The sequence below is a fragment of the Saccharopolyspora galaxeae genome (genome assembly GCF_016526145.1).
GTDB classification, from domain to species: Bacteria; Actinomycetota; Actinomycetes; order Mycobacteriales; family Pseudonocardiaceae; genus Saccharopolyspora_C; species Saccharopolyspora_C galaxeae.
The window spans coordinates 99,842-118,167 of sequence record NZ_JADDUE010000015.1 but is presented as its reverse complement, the minus strand read 5'-3'; the positions used below and the strand labels follow the sequence as shown (position 1 = coordinate 118,167).

Annotated in this window: 15 protein-coding genes and 1 pseudogene; 7 read left to right on the top strand and 9 right to left on the bottom strand. The window is 67.1% G+C overall.

The features are described 5' to 3' along the window. A pseudogene (locus INP57_RS26875) lies at positions 1–126 on the top strand (IS481 family transposase); the annotation flags it as partial. Here the strand turns inward: INP57_RS26875 and INP57_RS26870 are convergent. The 4 genes from INP57_RS26870 to INP57_RS26855 all read right to left on the bottom strand — a co-directional run bounded on the left by INP57_RS26870 (position 115) and on the right by INP57_RS26855 (position 1,786). Then, positions 115–303 carry a hypothetical protein gene (locus INP57_RS26870; RefSeq protein ID WP_200073147.1) on the bottom strand — a complete coding sequence of 63 codons (189 nt, stop codon included), beginning with the start codon at positions 301–303 and terminating at the stop codon, positions 115–117. The pseudogene INP57_RS26875 and the gene INP57_RS26870 sit on opposite strands and share 12 nt — an antisense overlap. Positions 304–330: 27 nt before the next feature. Beyond that, positions 331–993: a GGDEF domain-containing protein gene (locus INP57_RS26865; protein ID WP_200073146.1), complete on the bottom strand. Its 663-nt coding sequence runs from the start codon at positions 991–993 to the stop codon at positions 331–333. A 167-nt stretch (positions 994–1,160) separates the two neighbouring features. Next, positions 1,161–1,526, bottom strand: a complete 366-nt coding sequence (locus INP57_RS26860; RefSeq protein WP_200073145.1) for a hypothetical protein — start codon at positions 1,524–1,526, stop codon at positions 1,161–1,163. Beyond that, a complete protein-coding gene (locus INP57_RS26855) occupies positions 1,523–1,786 on the bottom strand; it encodes a hypothetical protein (protein ID WP_200073144.1) in 264 nt (87 codons plus the stop codon). Before INP57_RS26855 ends, INP57_RS26860 begins: the two co-directional genes overlap by 4 nt. A 517-nt stretch (positions 1,787–2,303) precedes the next feature. Between INP57_RS26855 and INP57_RS26850 the strand changes: the two genes are divergently transcribed. The 3 genes from INP57_RS26850 to INP57_RS26840 all read left to right on the top strand — a co-directional run bounded on the left by INP57_RS26850 (position 2,304) and on the right by INP57_RS26840 (position 9,359). Continuing rightward, positions 2,304–4,103, top strand: a complete 1,800-nt coding sequence (locus INP57_RS26850; RefSeq protein WP_200073143.1) for a tetratricopeptide repeat protein — start codon at positions 2,304–2,306, stop codon at positions 4,101–4,103. Positions 4,104–4,339: 236 nt separating this feature from the next. Beyond that, positions 4,340–8,857 (top strand): RHS repeat-associated core domain-containing protein, encoded by a 4,518-nt coding sequence (locus INP57_RS26845; RefSeq protein WP_233628340.1) that lies wholly within the window; start codon positions 4,340–4,342, stop codon positions 8,855–8,857. A 13-nt stretch (positions 8,858–8,870) separates the two neighbouring features. Continuing rightward, positions 8,871–9,359, top strand: coding sequence for a hypothetical protein (locus INP57_RS26840; RefSeq protein ID WP_200073142.1), 489 nt, complete (start codon positions 8,871–8,873; stop codon positions 9,357–9,359). A gap of 134 nt (positions 9,360–9,493) precedes the next feature. Here the strand turns inward: INP57_RS26840 and INP57_RS26835 are convergent, their stop codons facing one another. The 5 genes from INP57_RS26835 to fxlM all read right to left on the bottom strand — a co-directional run bounded on the left by INP57_RS26835 (position 9,494) and on the right by fxlM (position 16,419). After that, positions 9,494–10,498 carry a thiopeptide-type bacteriocin biosynthesis protein gene (locus INP57_RS26835; protein ID WP_200073141.1) on the bottom strand — a complete coding sequence of 335 codons (1,005 nt, stop codon included), beginning with the start codon at positions 10,496–10,498 and terminating at the stop codon, positions 9,494–9,496. Continuing rightward, complete coding sequence (locus INP57_RS26830) at positions 10,480–11,712, bottom strand: lanthionine synthetase C family protein (RefSeq protein ID WP_200073140.1); 1,233 nt, start codon at positions 11,710–11,712, stop codon at positions 10,480–10,482. Before INP57_RS26830 ends, INP57_RS26835 begins: the two co-directional genes overlap by 19 nt. Beyond that, positions 11,709–14,798 (bottom strand): lantibiotic dehydratase, encoded by a 3,090-nt coding sequence (locus INP57_RS26825; protein WP_200073139.1) that lies wholly within the window; start codon positions 14,796–14,798, stop codon positions 11,709–11,711. The genes INP57_RS26830 and INP57_RS26825 overlap by 4 nt, the downstream gene beginning before the upstream one ends. Positions 14,799–14,872: 74 nt before the next feature. Further along, a complete protein-coding gene (locus INP57_RS26820; RefSeq protein WP_200073138.1) occupies positions 14,873–15,058 on the bottom strand; it encodes an FxLD family lanthipeptide in 186 nt (61 codons plus the stop codon). A gap of 50 nt (positions 15,059–15,108) precedes the next feature. Further along, complete coding sequence (fxlM, locus tag INP57_RS26815) at positions 15,109–16,419, bottom strand: methyltransferase, FxLD system (RefSeq protein ID WP_307850304.1); 1,311 nt, start codon at positions 16,417–16,419, stop codon at positions 15,109–15,111. Between the two features lie 250 nt (positions 16,420–16,669). Between fxlM and INP57_RS26810 the strand changes: the two genes are divergently transcribed. The 3 genes from INP57_RS26810 to INP57_RS26800 are packed head-to-tail and all read left to right on the top strand — an operon-like array spanning position 16,670 to position 18,318. Then, positions 16,670–16,888, top strand: a complete 219-nt coding sequence (locus INP57_RS26810) for a hypothetical protein (protein ID WP_200073137.1) — start codon at positions 16,670–16,672, stop codon at positions 16,886–16,888. Continuing rightward, positions 16,885–17,424, top strand: coding sequence for a DUF6879 family protein (locus INP57_RS26805; protein ID WP_200073136.1), 540 nt, complete (start codon positions 16,885–16,887; stop codon positions 17,422–17,424). The genes INP57_RS26810 and INP57_RS26805 overlap by 4 nt, the downstream gene beginning before the upstream one ends. A 15-nt stretch (positions 17,425–17,439) precedes the next feature. Next, positions 17,440–18,318: a helix-turn-helix domain-containing protein gene (locus INP57_RS26800; RefSeq protein WP_200073135.1), complete on the top strand. Its 879-nt coding sequence runs from the start codon at positions 17,440–17,442 to the stop codon at positions 18,316–18,318. The last annotated feature ends 8 nt before the right edge of the window (positions 18,319–18,326 follow it).

Sequence of the window (18,326 nt, the reverse complement as noted above, 5' to 3'; positions counted from 1 at the left end):
ACCGCGGCTCTGGCGGTCTGGAACGTGCACTACAACTACCATCGGCCACACACTGCCGCCGGAGATCAGCCACCAGCATCCCGGCTCTCCACCGGCGTCACCAACGTCATGGCCTCATACAGCTAGCCACCACCACGCCGCCCACACTGGGTCCGAACCGAACCGCGCCTGCACCGCCGCGGACAGCACCGCCAACCCACCGCCCACCAGCCCGGGCATCCACCAGGTCCATCGCGGCAGCCACGGCATCAGCCCGATCGTCACCAACGGAGCGGCGACCAGGCCGCACAGCATCGTGCCCATGCCCGAAGCCCGTTCTCTCTCTGCGGTTCATTGCACCGCTCCCAACACGTCAGTCGCCGCGACGCGCTTGCGGGAACGCGGACTCGGTGCGCCCGGTAGGTGGTGGGATTTGTGGGCATACGCACCCGCGTCCGCACGCCGCAACAGCTCGTCTCTGCTGGCGCCGGGTACAAGTTCGCTGGCGCGGGCGAAGCCCACCGAGGCAGCAACGCGCACCGAGCGGCCATGCGGCAGCAAGACCGGCTCGTCCATCAACGCGGCGAACCGCGCGAGATCGGCTTCCGGATCGAGATCGCGGACCACAACGCCGAACTCATCTCCTCCGAGACGGGTCACCACCGGAGCATGGGCGGCGAAGGCTTCTTCCAAGCGCCGCGCCACTTCACGCAGAACTGCGTCCCCGGCCAGGTGTCCGTACCGGTCGTTCAGCTGCTTGAACTGGTCGAGATCGGCCCAAACCACCGCAGTACGGTCGGGTTCTTCGGCCAGACGGGCATCCACAATGGATTCCCATACGGCCCGGAGAGGAACCTCGGCCACGGTGTCCCATGCCTGGGAACTCACCCGCGCCAACTCCCGCTCCAACTCGGCGGTGTAATCCCGCCAGAACTCGATCTGGCGACGAAGTTCGTAGTTCTCGAATCCCAACAGCCCCAGTGGGAACGTCGGCCATGCCACGTCTTGGCTCATGAGTACTCCTAGGCATAGGTGTTGCCTTCTGATCAACTTCGGAGGCGGTCAACGCCTGTGCGGTGGGTGCGGCATGTGAACCCACCCGTGATGGGCGCCTCGGCAGGGTCACTCCGGGAAAGCCAAGCCGATGCCGCGGTGTCAGACGAATCGTCAGCACTCAGGCGTCAGGGGTGGCGCGCTATCGCGCGCTCCGCACCCGGCGGAGGGCACTCGTACACGTCGCGCGCGTGGCCGCCGTTCGCCTGCTGCCGATTCCAGATCACGTGAGTGCCGTAGCGCGAGTCGCCGGTGAACACTCCGCGGATCGGCACGCAGGGCCCGTCGACGCCGAACCGGTCGATGCCGACCCAGATTTCCGTGCTAGGGCACTGGTTGTCTGCCCGGACCGCCTCATCTGGGAGGTCCAGGGTGGCCACGCAGCCGAATGTGTCGCCGCTGGCGGGCGGGCCCGCAGCGGCCATTAGCAGTGCCGCGACGAAGGCGGCGCCGCCGAGGAACGTCGTCCGGACGCGGCGGGTGGTCGTGCTCACGGCGTCACCACCTCCAGCGCGGTCGGTGCGGACCGGAGGTGCAGCCGCAGTACGCCTACGGGGGTGCTGGTCGCGTGGTCGGACAAGCGGTGCAGGGTCGCCTTCCCGAGGACCACGAATCGCGGGTAGCCGAGTGCGCCGTCGCGTTGGACCGGCGAAACGGCGGCGGTGTCCGAGCCTGCCTCCCAGGCGAGCAGGAATCCGAGCGGCGGGGTTTTCGCGGGCCGGTGTCCCGCTGGGGTATCGATTGCTGTGTCCATGTCGGCACCGTGCTGAGCTGCCGATGCTGATCGGCAGCTTTGCCGGGGATTGCGGTTGCGGCAATCCCCCGAGGTTCACCTATTTGGGCTAGCAGCGACGTGTGCTCGCCGATGACAACTGGTTCACGCTCGGGCCGTGGAGGAGTTCCGGCAGCGCCTGACTCAGCGCATGGCCGAGCGGGGATGGTCAACGCGCACGCTCGCGCGCAAGGCCGACATCAACATCGGCACCGTCTCGCACGCCGTGCGCGGCACGCGCCGCACGAGCGCGAAGACCGCTGAGATCTTCGCCCGGGTGTTGGGCGATCCGGGTCTCGTTGATGTGCATCGGCGGTTGGCCGGGCACGGCCCGTCGTTGGTGCCCTCGCAGCTCCCACGGCGCTCCTGGATCACCGGGCGCTGCGAGGTGGTTGAGGAGGCGTTGGCGTGGTGCCGATCCCGACCGCGCCCGGCGCTGATCATCACCGGGCCGGGCGGCATCGGGAAAACCGCGCTGGCCATCGAACTCGGGCACCGCTTGATCGAGGACGAGCTGGTGCCGCATGGCCAGTTGTTCGGTGACTTTCGCGGCTGGACGCCGAATGTGCCGGGTGCGGAGATTACGGCGGTGGTGGCGTCGTGGTGCCGCGCGTTGGGTGCGGACCCCGGCGGTGATCCGGGACAGGTGCGCGCGGTTTACCGCGAGGCGACGCTCCAACGGCAGCTGCTGGTGGTCGCCGACAACCTGGACGCCGGGCATCGCGAGGAAGCCGCTGAGATCGGCTTGCCGCACCCAGAGGGGATCACCATCGTGACCAGCAGAGATCGCGGTGTGGGTGGGCATCGAGCCGATGACGATTCGGTGCTGCGAGTGCATCTCGGCCCGCTCGAGTCCGAGGCGTGCGTGCGGGTGCTGGTGCGTCGCAGCGGTCTATCCCCTGACCACGTCGCCCCACTCGCGGGCGCATCCGGTGGGGTGCCGTTGGTTCTTGCGGGTGTTGGTGCAGCCCTAGCTCGCCATAACGGCCTCAACGAACCGGCGTTGCGCGCGACAATCACCAGCATGGCTGACGATCTGCTCCACCCTGCTGATCCGCTCTGGGCAACGATCCACGCTTCCTACACGTCCCTGCCGCCCGACGTGCAACGCGCCTGGCGCTGGGCTGCGCAGCTCGGTCCAACTGTGCCGCTGCCGACCGCGGCCGCCTTGCTGGGACTGCGCCAAGCCGAGGCACGGCGGCTGCTGGACGCGGCCGTAGACGCTTCGCTGCTGAATCCCTCCGGCGCCGGTTACCACTTCCTCGACCTGCACCTGGCGTGGGCGCGTACCGAGCCTGCCGAGGACGAGCCCGACGGGCTGACCGCGGGCGTGGGACGCGCCCTGGCGTGGCTGGCGGCCAGCTTCGCCGCGGCCGGCGACGTGCTGGCCCCAGGCCGGCAGATCGCTCCGCAGATCCCGGCTCCCGAGTTCGAGGTCTCTCTGCCCACCACGGACCGCACGGCCCTGCTGGCTTGGTGCGATCACCTATGGACCGTGTGGTCGATCCACGTGCGCACCGCACTGCGCCGCGGCGAACACACCTGGGCTTGGCGCCTTCTCGGCGCGGTGTTGGACTACGCGCTGCTGCGCAAACAGTGGTCGCTGTGGGACCAACTCGCCGCGGAAGTCGCGCGGGAACTGCCGGAGACCGATCACCACGGGCAAGGCTGGGCCGCCCACGTCCGCGCCACCATCTGCGGTGAACTCGGAGCGGTCGAGCAGGCCATCACCTTCGCCGAGGTCGCGGTCGAGCATCGCCGGCAGGTCGCCGACGATGCTGGCCTGGGCTGGAGCTTGCTGACCCTGGCCCGCTGGCTGGTCGTCTCCGGTGCTGATGCCGCCCACGCCGACGCGGTTCTGTCCGAGGCCATCGCGGCACACCAGCGTGCCGAGGTGCCCAACGGGCCGACACTGGCATGGGTGTTCCGTGCCGGTGGTCGGCTTGCCGCAGGTGATCTGGAGGGCTGCGACCAGGCGCTCGAGCACGCCGAGAACGCCCTGCCGGACCACGAGGTCGATCCGACGTTGCTTGCCGCCTTCCACGAAACCCGTGGGCGGTTGCGTACCCAACAGCGCCGTTATGAGGAGGCCGAAGCCGCACTTACCGCTGGCCACCAGATCGCCGAGAACGCCAGCGACGAGTGGTCACTGATCGGGATCTTGGACGCTGCTGCGCACCTCGCTCACGCTCGCGGCGAGCACGATCTCGCGGGCGACTCATGGCAGCAGGCCGCCGCGCTGGCCGACCACTTGCACGATCCCCGAGCGGTCGAACTGAGCGAACACATCGACAAGTAGGACTAACGAGCCTCTGGCCAGCTCCGCGGCGGTATTCCCCGGACTGCACCAACGCGAACTCGTCGGCGCAGTCGGTGTCAGCTTCCGGAGGGCGGGATTCTTCGTTCGGTCTCTACGGGGCGAGCCGGTGTCGTAAACTTTCAGCGGTCTGTCGTGATCATGGGTAGTGGTCGCGCTTGAGTGCTGCTCGTCGCGGTGTCGGCCGTGCAGAGGTGTTGGCGCACACCACCGCGGACATGAGCCCTGGTGATGTGGGGGTCGCGATGGCGGATTTTCCGGAGCACTTGTTCTCGCTGGGTGGATCACCGGAAGCGATCGCGGGTTCGGCCCGCCGGTATGACCGTTTCGGCGGGTCCGCGTCGCACGCGGCGGAGCGGATCACCGGCATGGATACCGGCGAGTTCCAGGGTCCGGAGGCGGAGCAGTTCCGGGACAAGATCGATTCGGAGCTGCCGCCGGACCTGCGGGTGACCGGCACGGCCTTCAGCCAGGTCGGCACGGCGCTGAACACCTTCTCGTCGCGGTTGTCGGAGCTGCAGGGCAAGATGCGACCGCTGGCGCATCAGGCGCCCGGCTTGTGGGAGCAGCTCAAGGCCAGCGAGGGGCGTGTCGAGCGGGCGGAGAGTGCGGACCGTGCTCATGCGGACAAGGTCCGTGACGCACAGGCCCATGCTCCGGCCGGACACGCGCCGCCGCCGGGTGCTGCGTATGAGTCGGATGCGGGGGATGCGTCGGCGGCGTTGTCGTCGGCGCGGGCGGCGTGGCAGGACTGCGTGGACAAGGCGAATGGTCTGCGCACGGAGATGACCGCCGCGGCCCGCGAATGCACGAATCGCATTAACGACGCCAAGGGGATGCGGTTCAAAGAGCCCCCGGCCGGCTACGACCTCATCGGGCAGGGTCAGGACTTCATCCGCGAGAACAAGGACGTGCTCAAGGAGATCTCCTCGGCGCTGAAGGTCGTCTCGGGCGCGCTCGCGGTGATCGGTGTGGTGTTGCAGGCGATCCCGGTGGTCGGCAACGCCGTCGGCGGCGCCTTCCTCATCGCCGCCGGCATCACCGGCGGCGCCGCGCTGGCCATCGACGCCGGGATCTACGCCGCCACCGGCGAAGGCAGTCTCACCTCGATACTCGTCGACACCGCCTTAACGGTCATACCGTTCGGCAAGGTAGCCAAACTCGGCAGCAAAGTGGTCGGGGGCCTGTCCAAGGTCGCCAAGAACGCGCGAGGCACCAAGCACGGCGGCGACCTCGCCAGCCACACGGACGAGACGAAATCCCTGACCACGGGCGGAGACCCGATCGACGTCAACAGCGGGCGAATGCTGCAGACGCAGACTGACGTCGAGCTCGACGGCGTTCTTCCGTTGGTGCTGCGCCGGACCCACCTGTCGTCGTACCGCATCGGGCAGGCATTCGGGCCGAGCTGGGCCTCCACATTGGACCAGCGCTTGGAAGTCGACGGCGATGGCGTGTATTTCGCCTCGGACGACGCCCTCGCGCTGGCCTACCCGGACCCGATGCCCGGGGTCACGGTTCTCCCGCGTGTCGGGCCGCAATGGCCGCTGATCCGTACCGAGGACGGCGAGTACGTGATCACCGACGTGGAGCAGGGACGGTTCCTGCACTTCACGCAGCACGACGCGCACTGGCCGCTCACGGCGATCACCGACCGCAACGGCCACCGCATCGACTTCGTCCACGACGACACCGGTCTGCCCACCGAGGTCCGCCACAGCGGTGGCTACCGGATCCGGATCGAGAGCACCGACCGTCTCGTGACCGCGCTGTATCTGTGCGGCGCCGACAACGGCGCGGACGTGCCGCTGATGCGTTACCGCTACCGGGGAGACCGGCTCACCGAGGTGATCAACGCATCCGGACAACCGATGCGGTTCGACTACGACGACGCCGGTCGCATCATCGGTTGGAAAGACCGCGTCGGCAGCTCGTACCGCTTCACCTACGACGGCGAAGGCCGCTGCGTCCGCGGGGAAGGCGCAGACGGGTTCCTCAGCTGCACGCTGGCGTACGACAGCGACAACTCGATCACCTACCTCATCGACTCCCTCGGCAATCAGACCGAATACCACCTCAACGATGACGGCAAAATCATCCGCGAGGTCGCCCCGTTGGGCAGCGAGACGCTGTCCGAATGGGACGAGCACCGGCGGCTTTCCTCGCGCACCGACCCCCTCGGGCGCACCACGAGGTACTGGTACGACGACAACGGGAACGTCACGACCGTCCTCAGACCGGACGGCAACCGGATCTCCGTGGAGTACAACGAACTGCGGCAGCCAGTCACGATGACCGCACCCGACGGCACGCTCAAACGCCACGAGTACGACGACGCTGGCAACCTCACCCGGGTCATCGACCCGGTGGACGCGGTAACAACCTACGGCTACAACGAGCGCGGTCATCTCACTGCTGTCACCGACACGTTGGGGCATACCAGTACGGTCGAAACCAACGCGGCGGGACTACCGACGGCGATTACTGGGCCGACCGGCGGGACGACCCGGTATGAGCGGGACGGTTTCGGCCGCGTCGTGGCCAGCATCGATCCGGTCGGCGGCGTGACCCGGCTCGGCTATACCGTCGACGGAAAACCCGCGTGGCGCGTCCTGCCTGACGGTGCAACCGAACGGTGGCTCTACGACGGCGAGGGCAATCTCCGCACCCACATCGACCCGCTCGGTCAGACCACCCGCACCGAAGCCACGCACTTCGAACTGCCCTCGGCCGAAGTCCGTCCCGACGGCACGCGACTGGAATTCGGTTACGACACCGAACTCCGACTCGTCAGCGTCACGAACCAGCGCGGCCTGGTGTGGAGCTACGAATACGACGCCGCGGGCAACCTCACCGCCGAGCACGACTTCGACGGACGGACCCTCACCTACCAGCACGACGCCGCCGGTGAGCTCGTTGCACGCACCAACGGAGCGGGCGAGACGACCTCGTTCCTCCGTGATCCGCTGGGCCAGGTCCTCGAACGCCGCAGTGGAGGATCTGTGGCGTCGTTCCGCTATGACGCCCTCGGAAGGCTGCTGGAAGCAACCAACGACGACGCACAGGTGCGCTTTGAACGTGACTCGCTGGGCCGTGTGCTCGCTGAATCCGTGAACGGCCGCAGGCTCAGCTCGACCTACGACGCGCTGGGACGGCGCACCCGACGACTCACTCCGTCCGGCGCGGAAAGCGTGTGGGATTTCGACGAGGGAAGCAATCCGCTCGCGCTGCACACCGGGGGACGCACGGTGCGGTTCAGCCACGATGCGGCGGGGCGGGAAATTCGCAGGTCCCTCGGAGCGAATGTGGCGCTGACCCAGGAATGGGACGCCAACCATCAGCTCACGGCACAGGCCGTGATCGGAACGACCGGAAGGCACAACCAGCACCGTGCCTACGCCTACCGCCCCGACGGCTACTTGGTCGGCATCGAGGACCAGATCGCGGGGCCTCGTCGCTTCGACCTCGACCACGTCGGACGAGTCACCGCTGTGCACGGTTCCGGGTGGAGTGAACGCTACGCCTACGACACAGCGGGCAACATCACCAGTGCGTCGTGGCCTGCGCCGGAGAGCGAGTCCGAGGCGTTGGGCGAGCGCGAATACAGCGGCAGCCTGATCCGGCGAGCCGGCAAAGTCCGCTACGAACACGACGCGCAAGGTCGGCTGGTGTTGCGGCAGCAGAAGCGCCTGTCGCAGAAGCCCGCCACATGGCGCTACACCTGGGACGCCGATGACCGGCTTACGCGTGTGGCCACACCGGAGGGATCCCACTGGCGCTATCGCTACGACGCCTTGGGGCGACGCACCGCCAAGCAACGCCTCGCCGCGGACGGCTCGATCGCCGAGCAGGTCACGTTCGCCTGGGACGGCGCCCAACTCGCAGAGCAATCCCACACTCATGAAGGCGCGGAAGACCCGAATGCCGCCAATGCTTCGGTGACGGTGTGGGACTACGAACCAGGAACGTTCCGCCCGGTCACCCAACGAGAACGCGGATCTCTCCGCGAGGCATCCCAAGAAATCATCGACGAGCGCTTCCACCTGATTGTCGCCGATCTCGTGGGCGCCCCCGCGGAGCTGGTCGATGATGACGGCACGGTCGCTTGGCATAGCCGAATGACAACGTGGGGCACGGTGCCCGGTCGACGGGAACACGACGCCGCTACGCCGCTGCGCTTCCCCGGCCAGTACCACGATGAGGAAAGTGGACTCTACTACAACTATCACCGGCATTACTCGCCCGAAACAGGACACTACGCATCCGCGGACCCGCTTGGACTGGGACCGGCGCCGAACCCGACCTCGTACGTCGACAACCCCTTCCGGTTATCGGACCCGGTAGGGCTCTCGCCCTACCAGAGCGGCCAGGCGGCAGGACGCGACCCCGAATTCCCCTCCATCAGCAAGGACAACTACCGTGGCAGATTCAACGCCTGGCTGAACAAGAACGGATTCCAGCGACTCCCGAAGGACTGGGACGCCCACCACGCGGTGCCGCAGGAGTACCGGAACCACCCGGAGTTCCACGACTTCGACTTCGACGCGCCGTCCAACATGCGCGGGATCCCCGGTAGTAGGATGGGATCTCGCGGGGCCAACGTCCACCAGGAAATCACGAACCAGTGGAAGTGGTTCCACGATCTCAACCCGAACCCCACGCGAGCTGAGATCGAAGACGTAACGAGCCAGATCGATAGGGGCTACGGTGAATATTTCTGGGCAGAGCCTAAATAGCTGGATCCAGTCGATGTCGCAAGACCTCGACGAACTCATGCGCGGATTCGAGGACACATTCGGATACCCTCCCGACGACAATGTGGTGACCAGGTCGGAAGAAGGCGGTGAAAGCGAAGCCATCGCCGAACTTTCGTCGATGGGTGCTCCCTCGGGCCTGCTCGAATTCTACTCGGAAGTTCACGAAGTGTCACTTCCCGACGTGCAGAACGGCCTGTTCATCGAATCGGCCACGGCTGTTGTCGACGGTGCGAAAGACGGTCAACCCACCCGCGTCACGGGCGCTGTCGAGGACTCGATCATCGTCATCGGATCCGACGGTGGTGGAGGGCTGTTCGCCCTGAGTCGATCAGATGGAAGGATCTACCTCCTCCAAGGCGGCGCTCTCGTCGGTTCCACATACGAGGTCGAATCCGGTGGCGTCGACGTGATCGCGAACGACCTTACAATCCTCCTAGAGAGTATTCACCAGAAGGTACGCGAAGCACTGCACGACGCATAGCTTCTCCGGCCCGACGTCGTTCTGGAGGGCACTCTCGGAGTGGGCGTTCTTGGTGCTGCTGCGTCGTCGCTCGTCTCAGACAAATCGCGGTAGCGGGACGAGCCGTTTTGCGGAGTTGCCACTGCAGGTCCAGTTCAAAGCGTGGTCTCAAGCGGGAGCAGTGCACAGGTCGCGGCGTGGGCGAGTGCGTGCTGGGTGTTGGTGTCGAGGCCGAGCCGGTTCCAGTGGAAGATCACGTGGTGGGCGAGGATGTGTCGGATTCCCCTGTGCAGCTTGGATTCTTGTGCTGCGCGGGCGAGGTCACGTCCGGCTTGGTGGAAGGCGTGTGCCCAGTCGTGGGCTGCGTGGAGGGGGCCTTCGGGGGCGAAGAGCGGTCCGGTGGGTCGAGCGTAGGTCAGCATCGTGCGTAGCTGCTGGGTCAAGTCGGTGTGGTGTCCGGTGTCGGTGCTGGTGTGCTGCGGGTGCGGCCGCAGGTAGGTGACGCGGTGCCAGATGTCGGCGGCCTCGAACTGTTCTTGTCCCGCGGCGCGGAAGAGCTGGGTGCACAGCAGCATCGAGAGTTCAATGCGGCCGAGCGGCACGTGTCGGGTGTGGAGGTGGGCGAGGAGGTTGGCGCTGTCGGCGCTGAACAGGGTGTGTGCGATGCGGATTCCGGTGGGGCCTCCGAATGCGAGGGCTTCGGGTTCGTAGTGGCTCGGGCGCCAGCTGGCGAGGTGGCCGTGTTGGACAAGGCGGTCGAGCTCGGTGGTGGCGTGGGTGTGCAGCGCATCGTGGTCGGTGTCGGGTTGCAGGCGGAGGCGCCAGCTCGGTGCTTTCCGGATGAACCACCATTGCCGGAGGAGGCCGGTCCGGCTCCAAGCGTTCAGGAGTGGTGCGAGGGCTGAGGCTGCGACGAGTTCGGCTTGGTCCCATGCGCTGAATTCGAGATGTGCTTGCCACCAAGTCGCATCTGCCGCGCGGTCGTACACGGCGGCGCGTCCGGCCCGGTCGTAGGTGTCGAGTGCGTCAGCGAGCTCGCCGACATCGAGGTCGTGGGCTGCGGCGGCTTCGGTGAGGATTTCGCCTGCCGTCACGCTGCGGATGGCCGTGGCGATGAGCTCGGCCGGCGCTGCCGCGGTGTTCAGCTGATCAGGAGGCATTGTTCCCATCCGGATGTCGGGATGCCCGTTCTGGCGGCGTGAAGGGTGAGGGCGACGCCGGTAGCGCCGTTGAGCAAGCCGAGTTCGGGAGGCGGAGTGGCTTCGTTGTGTCGGACGAGTTGCTGTGCGAGGGAAGGCAGCATTGCGGCGAGGTCCGGGGTGGCTGCTTCGTGGGCAGTTCGAGCTGCCGTGAGGTACAGCCCGGCCCATCCGTGACATAGGCCGATGTCGCTGATCAGGTCAGTTTGGCTGGCGTCGTTGAGGCAGGCCAGCAGTGCTTCCTCCGCGACGTGTTGCCGAGTGGTATCGCCGGTGGCGAGTCCTGCGACTTGTTGTGCTCGGGCGATCCCTGGGGTGCCGTAGCACCACGATGGCCGTCCCGGCTGGTGGTTGGTGAGGCGCCCGAGGACGTAGTCGTGGTGGTCGATCCAATACGGCCACCAGGGTCCGGCGTTGCTGTCCTGCTGCCAGTGGTCGAGGTGCGCGCAGATCCGCTCGATCGCGTCGTATTGGCCATCGACGGTGATCGCGCGCCGTGCCGCGTGGGCGAGCACGGCGAGGGGGCCGGTGATGCCGTGGGCAATGCCGAGGTTGCTGTGCCCGCCCGGTGTCGGCAGCAGCTGGTCGGGTGCGTGGTCGACCCACCATCCCGGCAGTGTCGTCCCGTCGGCGGTGATCGGTTTGGTCAGCCGCACGAGGTAGTCCAGTACCCGGGCCAGGGCATCGGAGCCTGGTTGATGGTGCAGCAGCAGGTGCCCGATCCCGGTCAGCCCGCGCATCAGGTCGTACTCGGCGAAACGAGTCGGAAGGCCGTGCCGGATGCGTTCCAGCGCGGCGTCGACCCGGCGGTGGGCGAGCCGTCTCAGGTGCTGGTCGAACTCGGTGATGGCCGGGCGATATTCGGGCAGTACGGGCTCGGCAAGGTGCAGTAGGAACGTGATCGCGGGCAGACCTGCGTGCAGGCCCGCAGTTTCGGCTGAACTGATCGGCGAAGCTAGCGCGGCGCGCACCCACTGGTGCAGCAGAGGCCGTGTTTCGGGGACATCGTGGTGGGCGCGTTCGAGGTGCCAGAGGGCGATGCCGGCGGCTCCGCGGGACAACGATTGGGCCAGCTCGGGCTGCCCGGCGTCGGGTTCGGTCAGGGGCGTTGCCAGAACGCTGAGGAGTTCGGCGTGCTTCGTGGTGCCGGGCGCGGCGAAGTGGTGCCGGTTCATTCAACACCTCGTTGGGTCAGCGCGAGCGCCTGCAACGCGACGGCGCGGGCGAGCCGGTTGGTGATCTCCTCCTGTTCGCGGGAAACCGCGATGGTCCTCCGGAAATGTTCGTGCAACAGCGCTCGGAGGACTGATTCCGGCGGACGGTCGAGCTGCGCTCGGTACGTTTCGAGCGCTTCGCGACGCTCGGCCCATGCCGCGCGCAGTACATCGTCGCGGGCGGCTGGCTGATCCTGTCGTAGGTCGCGTGCAAAGCGGAGGGCGTTCTCGCGCAGAACAGCGTCGAGCGGGCCGGTCTGCTGCGGGAGGCTGGCGATCACCATCTCCCAGCCCTTCTTCGCGTCCGATGCGAGGGCTGTGGCGAGATCAACCATCGACACCGCAGCCACCGCAGCTCGAGCAAGCTGAAGCTGTTCGGCACAGGAGATCTCGGCAAGTGCGGCTGCGGAATCGGTCGCGAACACCCACTCGGCGGCGGACAGGTCGCCGTACTTGCCGGGTTGTGCCCAGGCGGTCTCGAAGCTGACTTGGGCCAGCAGTCCGGACGCGCGCAGGTCTTCGGCCCATTCGGCCAGGCATGTCGTAGCGGATCCGTAGCGGTCGGCGCTGGTCAGCCTCAGCCATAGCTGTAGCGAGTGGTCCGAGTCAGGTCGGGTGGTGTCGTGGTGGCGGCGGAACCACAGGCGTTGGATCTCGTTGTCGAGGTGCTGGTGCAGGTTCGGGAGATGGTCGGCCAGGATGGTGTCGAACCGCTGCGGATGTCCTTCCAATGTGGACAAGACGAGCGATGAAGTGCCCGGGAAGGCGCCGTCGTTTCGGGCGGGCGAGCCGACGCTGTCATCGCGGACGACGACTTTCCGGCTGACCGGCGGCGCGGGCGGGATCGGGCTAGCGGTGAGGGGGACCAGGAATTCGCACGCGCGTCCCGTCCAGCCGCGTCGTGCGGGATCGCCTGCTTCGCGAAGCTCCGCCTTGCCTGCTCGGTTCAGGCGCACGCGCAGCAGGCTGCGCTGGGTCGGTTCGTCGAGGTCGAGCGGGAGGCGTTGTTCTCCTTCGACGAGGAGCACGTGGGCGGGAACTCGCCAGCGCTCGCGCCACCTTTTCAAGGCTTGCTCCCATTCACTGCTCGCGGCGCGTGCGCCGGGGAGATCGGTGACGTGTAGCAACCACCGCGCCGGGGACAACACGCTGCGGCCGTGTCGGATGCGGGGCAGGAATCGCAGGGTGCGGCTCGCGCCGAAGTCGATGGGGCCGAACACCGCCCGCCGCGCGGTGGGCAGTTCGGCGAGGAAACGCACCAGTGGTGGCGTGTAGACGGTGGTTTCCAAGGCGTGTGGCACGTAGGGGTGCACAGGCTTTCCGCTGGGGCGGTGGATGAGGAAGAACTGGGTGGAGCTGGCGGTCACCGCGAGGTCGTCGAGATGAAGTAACCGAGCTGAGTCGGCGCCGAGCTCCGGCGGGTGCTCGCCGATGGGCAACAGCCACGGCAACAGGTCCGGAGTGCGGGTGACGGCTTCATTGGCGATGCGCCGCGGGGCAAAAGACAGTTGGGCGACCATCACCTCGTCCCCTTGGGGATAGGTGCGGGACAGCCGTTGCCGCGCGTGCTCGTCGAGCACGCTGGCGAAGCGCCCGGCCATGCTGGAGGTCGGCACCGGAGCCCCGGTGACCCACAGCTGAAACCGTCCCTGGTCCAGGGCCTCGGTCGAGGTTGTGTGGATCGTGAACGCCAGCTCGACGCGTTCAGGAGGCGTCAGATCGCGGTGGTCTCCGACGGAGAGTTGCTCGATCAGTTCCTCGGACAAGGCGAGTTCGGTCCGTCCATCGAGGACGGTCTCCTGCAGCATCGCTTGCAGGGCGGCGTCGCGATCGGTCAGGAAGCGAGCCCCTTGTTCGCGGGCCGCGCCGAGGAAACCGGTTGGGAAACCGAGCCCGGAGTCGGACACCAACTCGCGTACCGGGACCAGCGCACCGGAGCCGTACCGTTCTCGGAACCGCAGGTGGTAGTCGCGCCGCGGTGCAGTGCCGAACGGGCTCGGACTCACCTCGAGCAGGACGGAGGCCGCCGACTCGGCTTCGCACAGCACGGGCTCCGGAAGCGTGATCCGTCCGTCCAGCGAGACGTCCACACTGGTCGGAGGTGTCGAGCGAGCCGAGCTCGTGGCTTCGGACACGGTGGATTTCGCCTGCGAGCCCGAGCTGAAGAAGGAGCGCAGAGCCTCGCGAGCATCGCCGACACGGTCGTTCTCGTCGCTGTCGCGGTGGGAATCGTCCAGCTGCGCGAGAACATGTTCGGCGGGCTTCGGGTAGGACGCGGGAGCCCGGAGGCTGGTCACGAGCACGCGGTGCGCGACAAGTCCGCTAATCAGAGTCGTGACCTGCTCACGCGGAACCGACGGGAATTCACGGTGCAGTCGGTCGATCAGCATTCGTCCCGGGATCGGAACCCGCGCTGCAGCAAGTGCGGCATCGACCGGGCGTGTGCGACGCAGCGCCAGTTCGACCTCATCGAGCCCAGCGGCCACCTGCGCCGAGGATTTTTCATCAGCGGTACCGGACAAATGGTTGGGGACGACGAATCGGTCGCCGCGGACGGTGCCCGCGTTGTTGACCACGAGCGATGCTTTCGCCAGCGCCTCGGGATCGGATTCGAGCTCGCTGATCAACTTGTGGAGCCAGTTCGGGTCGATCTGCCGGTGCGGCTGATGCTGCTCGCCGAAGACGACGTGCGTGGACCCGCCAATAGCTGCGGTGGTCACTCCGGCGAACAGGCCGAAGGGAGTGGGGCGCTGCTGCCAGCGCAGGACGTAGGAGCACGTCGAGACCAGCAAGCGGCGCCAGGATCGGCGGTTGAGTTTCGCGCCGTCGACTGCGGCGGCGATCTGCTCGCACAGTGCTGGGCTGGCGACACCGAAGGCGGTGCGTACGACATCGCGGCCCCATAACTCGGTGAGCCATTCCCGGCCGGTCGTCTCGGCGTCCTCGGCAGTGTGCAGATCCAGCCGCGGCAGGCTCAGTCCTCCCGGGTCGGTGCTCGCTCGAACCAGTACGAACTCGGCGTGACGAAAAAGGCACGGCGTGGCCACGCAAACCTCCTGGATCGGACAGAGCGTCCCCGCCGGGGCGCCACGGGGATTCGGCGTCCCGGCGAGGGCAGGGTTCACGACGGGTTGTTGGCCTGGCTGTTGCAGGCGCTGGTGGAGCAGGTCTGCCCGCACCCGTCATCGGTGTCGCAACTCAACTTCGCGAGCGGGTACGCGGACTCGATCACCTGGAAGTCGAGCGTGAAATCGTCGCTGATGTCGACGTCCTCGGTGCGGGACAGCGTGGTCGTGTTGGCCGCCATGCGTTTCCTTCCTTATCGTTCCGTTCCAACGAACCTGGCCGACTCGGTTGCTACGCCGAAGGGTGCGGCCAGGAGATCGTGATGGTGGTGTGCCGCTTCGGGATCACCGTCGTCGCAGCGGCATCCGGGGACTCCAGCGCCTCGTCCGGGGCGTCGTACGGCCAGACGGCGACGCTCGGGTCAGGGCCGTGGCGATAGTCGCGGTCCCACGCGCGGATCTGCTCCACCATCGCCTCGGCGGCCTCTCCGGCGTGCGGGCCGAAGGCGTGGGCGCCGAACTCGAAGAGCCCGTCGTCGAGGCGCCGGGTAGCGAGGTAGGCGAACGAGTCCTCGTGCGAGTTGACGTAGGCGTCTGGGAACCAGCGGCCTTCGGGGACGACCATCGCCGGACCGCTGTCGGTGTCCGGGTCGTAGTCGGGATCGACCGCGATCCGGCACGAGCCCGGCAACACCGAAGCCAGCCACAGCCCCAAGCTGTCGAACGGCTCCATCGCTTCCACGGTGATGCCGGACCACACGTCAACGCGGTCGGTACCCAACGCGCCGTCCAGCCGGGCCGAATCGGCCGGTGCGGTGCCGTCATCGAAGCGCAGAGCGATCCGGTCGCCGTGCAGCAGCAACATTCTTTCCTGGTGCGCGCCAAGACCTTGTGCCTTGACGAACCCGCACACCTCGGCCGAATCCGCCAGCAAGTGGTCACCGGCGCGACGCAACGACAGGGACCGCGTAATCCCCCGCATCCGCAGCGGAACGACGACGCGTCCGCTCTCGGCAAGCTGGTCCATCAACGCGGCAGGAAGGTCCCAGCAGCCGACCGTCACCAGCGCCACATCAAAAGGTGCTCGTGCGGGCACGCCATGCTCGGCGTCCGCGCACTCCACGTGCACCTGCGGGTATCCCGCCGCATCCAACAGTTTCCGGGCTCGGCCGGTGATCTCCGGATCAATGTCCATTGTGGTCACGGTGCCCGTGTCGCCGACGAGTTCGGCCAGCATGGCGGCGTTGACGCCGCCCGAGCCGACCTCCAACACGCGCATCCCCGGCCGGACATCCGCTTGTTCCAACATGAACGCCTGGATCTGCGGAGCGGAGATCGAGCTGATCGCGCTGCCGTGCTCGTCCCACTTCGTCCGAACTGCGGTCGTAGCGTCGTAGACCTCTTCCGCCGGCACACTCGGTGCGAACACGTGCCTGTCGACCGTGGCGAAGACCTCCGCGACACGTTCCGAACGCAGCGCGTTGAGCTTCCACAACCGCTGCACCATCGCCGCCCGCGGCGGCTGAATCGGGGTCGCCCCGGTGGCAGGGCTCGCCGCCGGTTCCAGCGAGTCGTCCGGGTCCTGTTCGGAAGATGTGCTCACCGGGCTTCCTGCCTTTCTCTCGATGATCTTCCCGCTGTTCGCCGCACGCGCGTGTGCTCCCTGAACGCCAGCTGTCGTTGCGCCCTGGTGGGCAGGGAGGGGAAGCCGCCGACGGCTATCGGGAACACCGCCTAACGACGATCAAGGTTAGAACGCGGTTAGAATGAGGTTGTCAGCAAGGTTATGGACAGTCAAGGTCGTTCTAAGCGAAGATCGTGGCGTTCGCGCCCCGACGAGACGGGAGGCCGTCGTGCACCTGCACAAGATCTGCAAGGACCCGGAGTCGAACCCCACCGGCTGCCAGAGCGTCTACCTCGCCGAGAACGGCATGATGGCCGTCCAGGGCCTCGAGATGGACCCGGAGACCTTCGCCAACATGGAAAATCTGCTCCCGGGCGAGTCGGGTGTCCTGATCAAGCCCGAGATCCTCGTCGAGGTCGCCCGCCTTTACCAGGAGAAGGCCCTGTGACGCCCGCGCAAGACCTGCGCGAGGGCATCGACCAGCTTCGTCACGAGCTTGCCGCCTTCCGCTATTCGCTGTTTCGTCTGGAGACGTTGCAGAACTACTCCGGTAGCAGCGAGGACGACGCCTTTGCCGAGTGGCGACGCACCGGCCGCATCCCGGTCACCGCGGAACTCCAGCAGTGGTGCGAACGCACCCGTCACCGCGTCGGCCAGGGCTGCCGGCTCCAGCGCGTGCACGTAGTGACCGAACCGCTGACCGACTACGTACGGTTCGAACTGGCCTCGTACGCCCCCAACGTTCAAGCGGGGGAGGACGTCCGGATCATTCCCGTCCGCGGAGATCAATGGCCGACCGACGTGCACGCCGCCGACTACTGGCTCATCGACGCACGCAGGCTGTGGACCATGCGCTACTCCCCGGACGGCGCGTGGCTCGGCGCCGAGCCGACCACCGATCCGCAGTGCATCGCCGATGCGTGCGCCCAGCGCGAGGCCGCGATTGCGCAGTCAATATCGTGGAGCGAGTACGACTCGCGTTAGAAGAAGGGAACCAGCGTGCCGGGCCCGAACACGCCGCAGCGAGCACTGCTCGCTCGACGTCTTCGCGAGCTGCGCGCGACCGCGTTTGCCTCCGGCAGCGCCTTGGCGCGTCATCTGGACTGGCACCAGACGCGGGTGTCGAAGCTCGAGCAAGGCAGTCAGCGTCCCACCGACGACGACCTTCGCCGGTGGGGCGAGGCTGTCGATGCCACCGCCGAGCAACTGGACGAGCTCTTCGAACTCGCCGAGGCGGCCCGCATCGAGTACGCCACCTTCGGCCAGCGCTACCGCCAGCACGGCGGTGCTGTCGCCGAGCAGCAGGCGACCACGAACGAAGATGCCGCCTCCGCGCGCATCGCGGAGTTCCAGCCCGCGATGATGCCCGGACTGCTCCAGACTGCCGCCTACGCGCGTGAAGTTCTCACCCGCCCCTGCGGCCCAGCTTCCGCCGGAGTAGCCGACGAGGAAATCGACCAGATCGTCGGCAAACGCATGGAACGGCAGCAAGTCCTCTACCAGCCCCGGCAGGAACCGATCCGGATCATCATGGGTGAGGCCGCCCTGCACACCCATTTCGGAGACCCTCGGACCCTCGCGGGTCAGCTGGACCGGCTGCTCGCCCTGCTCGGCTACTCGCAGGTCGACATCGGCGTCGTGCCGTTCACCGCGGCCATGCCCGTGTTTCCGCTGACGAACTTCCTGCTCTACGACGACCACGTCCTCATCGAGTCCCTCACCGCACAGCAGCGTCTCGATTCGCCCGACGACGTTCGCGCCTACGAGGACTTCTTCGCGCAGCTCCACGATGCCGCCATCACTGGCGCACAGCTCGAAACCCTGTTGGCCCAGAGCTCCACGGAACTCCGCAGGCGATCCGGTGCAGCTTCTTCGTAAGGCACCAA

What these genes read in the sequence shown, in the direction of transcription:
- INP57_RS26855 (WP_200073144.1), bottom strand. Translation starts at nt 1,786, where the DNA reads ATGGACACAGCAATCGATACCCCAGCGGGACACCGGCCCGCGAAAACC.
- INP57_RS26865 (WP_200073146.1), bottom strand. Translation starts at nt 993, where the DNA reads ATGAGCCAAGACGTGGCATGGCCGACGTTCCCACTGGGGCTGTTGGGA.
- INP57_RS26820 (WP_200073138.1), bottom strand. Translation starts at nt 15,058, where the DNA reads ATGGCGGCCAACACGACCACGCTGTCCCGCACCGAGGACGTCGACATC.
- INP57_RS26830 (WP_200073140.1), bottom strand. Translation starts at nt 11,712, where the DNA reads ATGAACCGGCACCACTTCGCCGCGCCCGGCACCACGAAGCACGCCGAA.
- INP57_RS26870 (WP_200073147.1), bottom strand. Translation starts at nt 303, where the DNA reads ATGGGCACGATGCTGTGCGGCCTGGTCGCCGCTCCGTTGGTGACGATC.
- INP57_RS26845 (WP_233628340.1), top strand. Translation starts at nt 4,340, where the DNA reads ATGAGCCCTGGTGATGTGGGGGTCGCGATGGCGGATTTTCCGGAGCAC.
- INP57_RS26835 (WP_200073141.1), bottom strand. Translation starts at nt 10,498, where the DNA reads ATGCCTCCTGATCAGCTGAACACCGCGGCAGCGCCGGCCGAGCTCATC.
- INP57_RS26840 (WP_200073142.1), top strand. Translation starts at nt 8,871, where the DNA reads ATGTCGCAAGACCTCGACGAACTCATGCGCGGATTCGAGGACACATTC.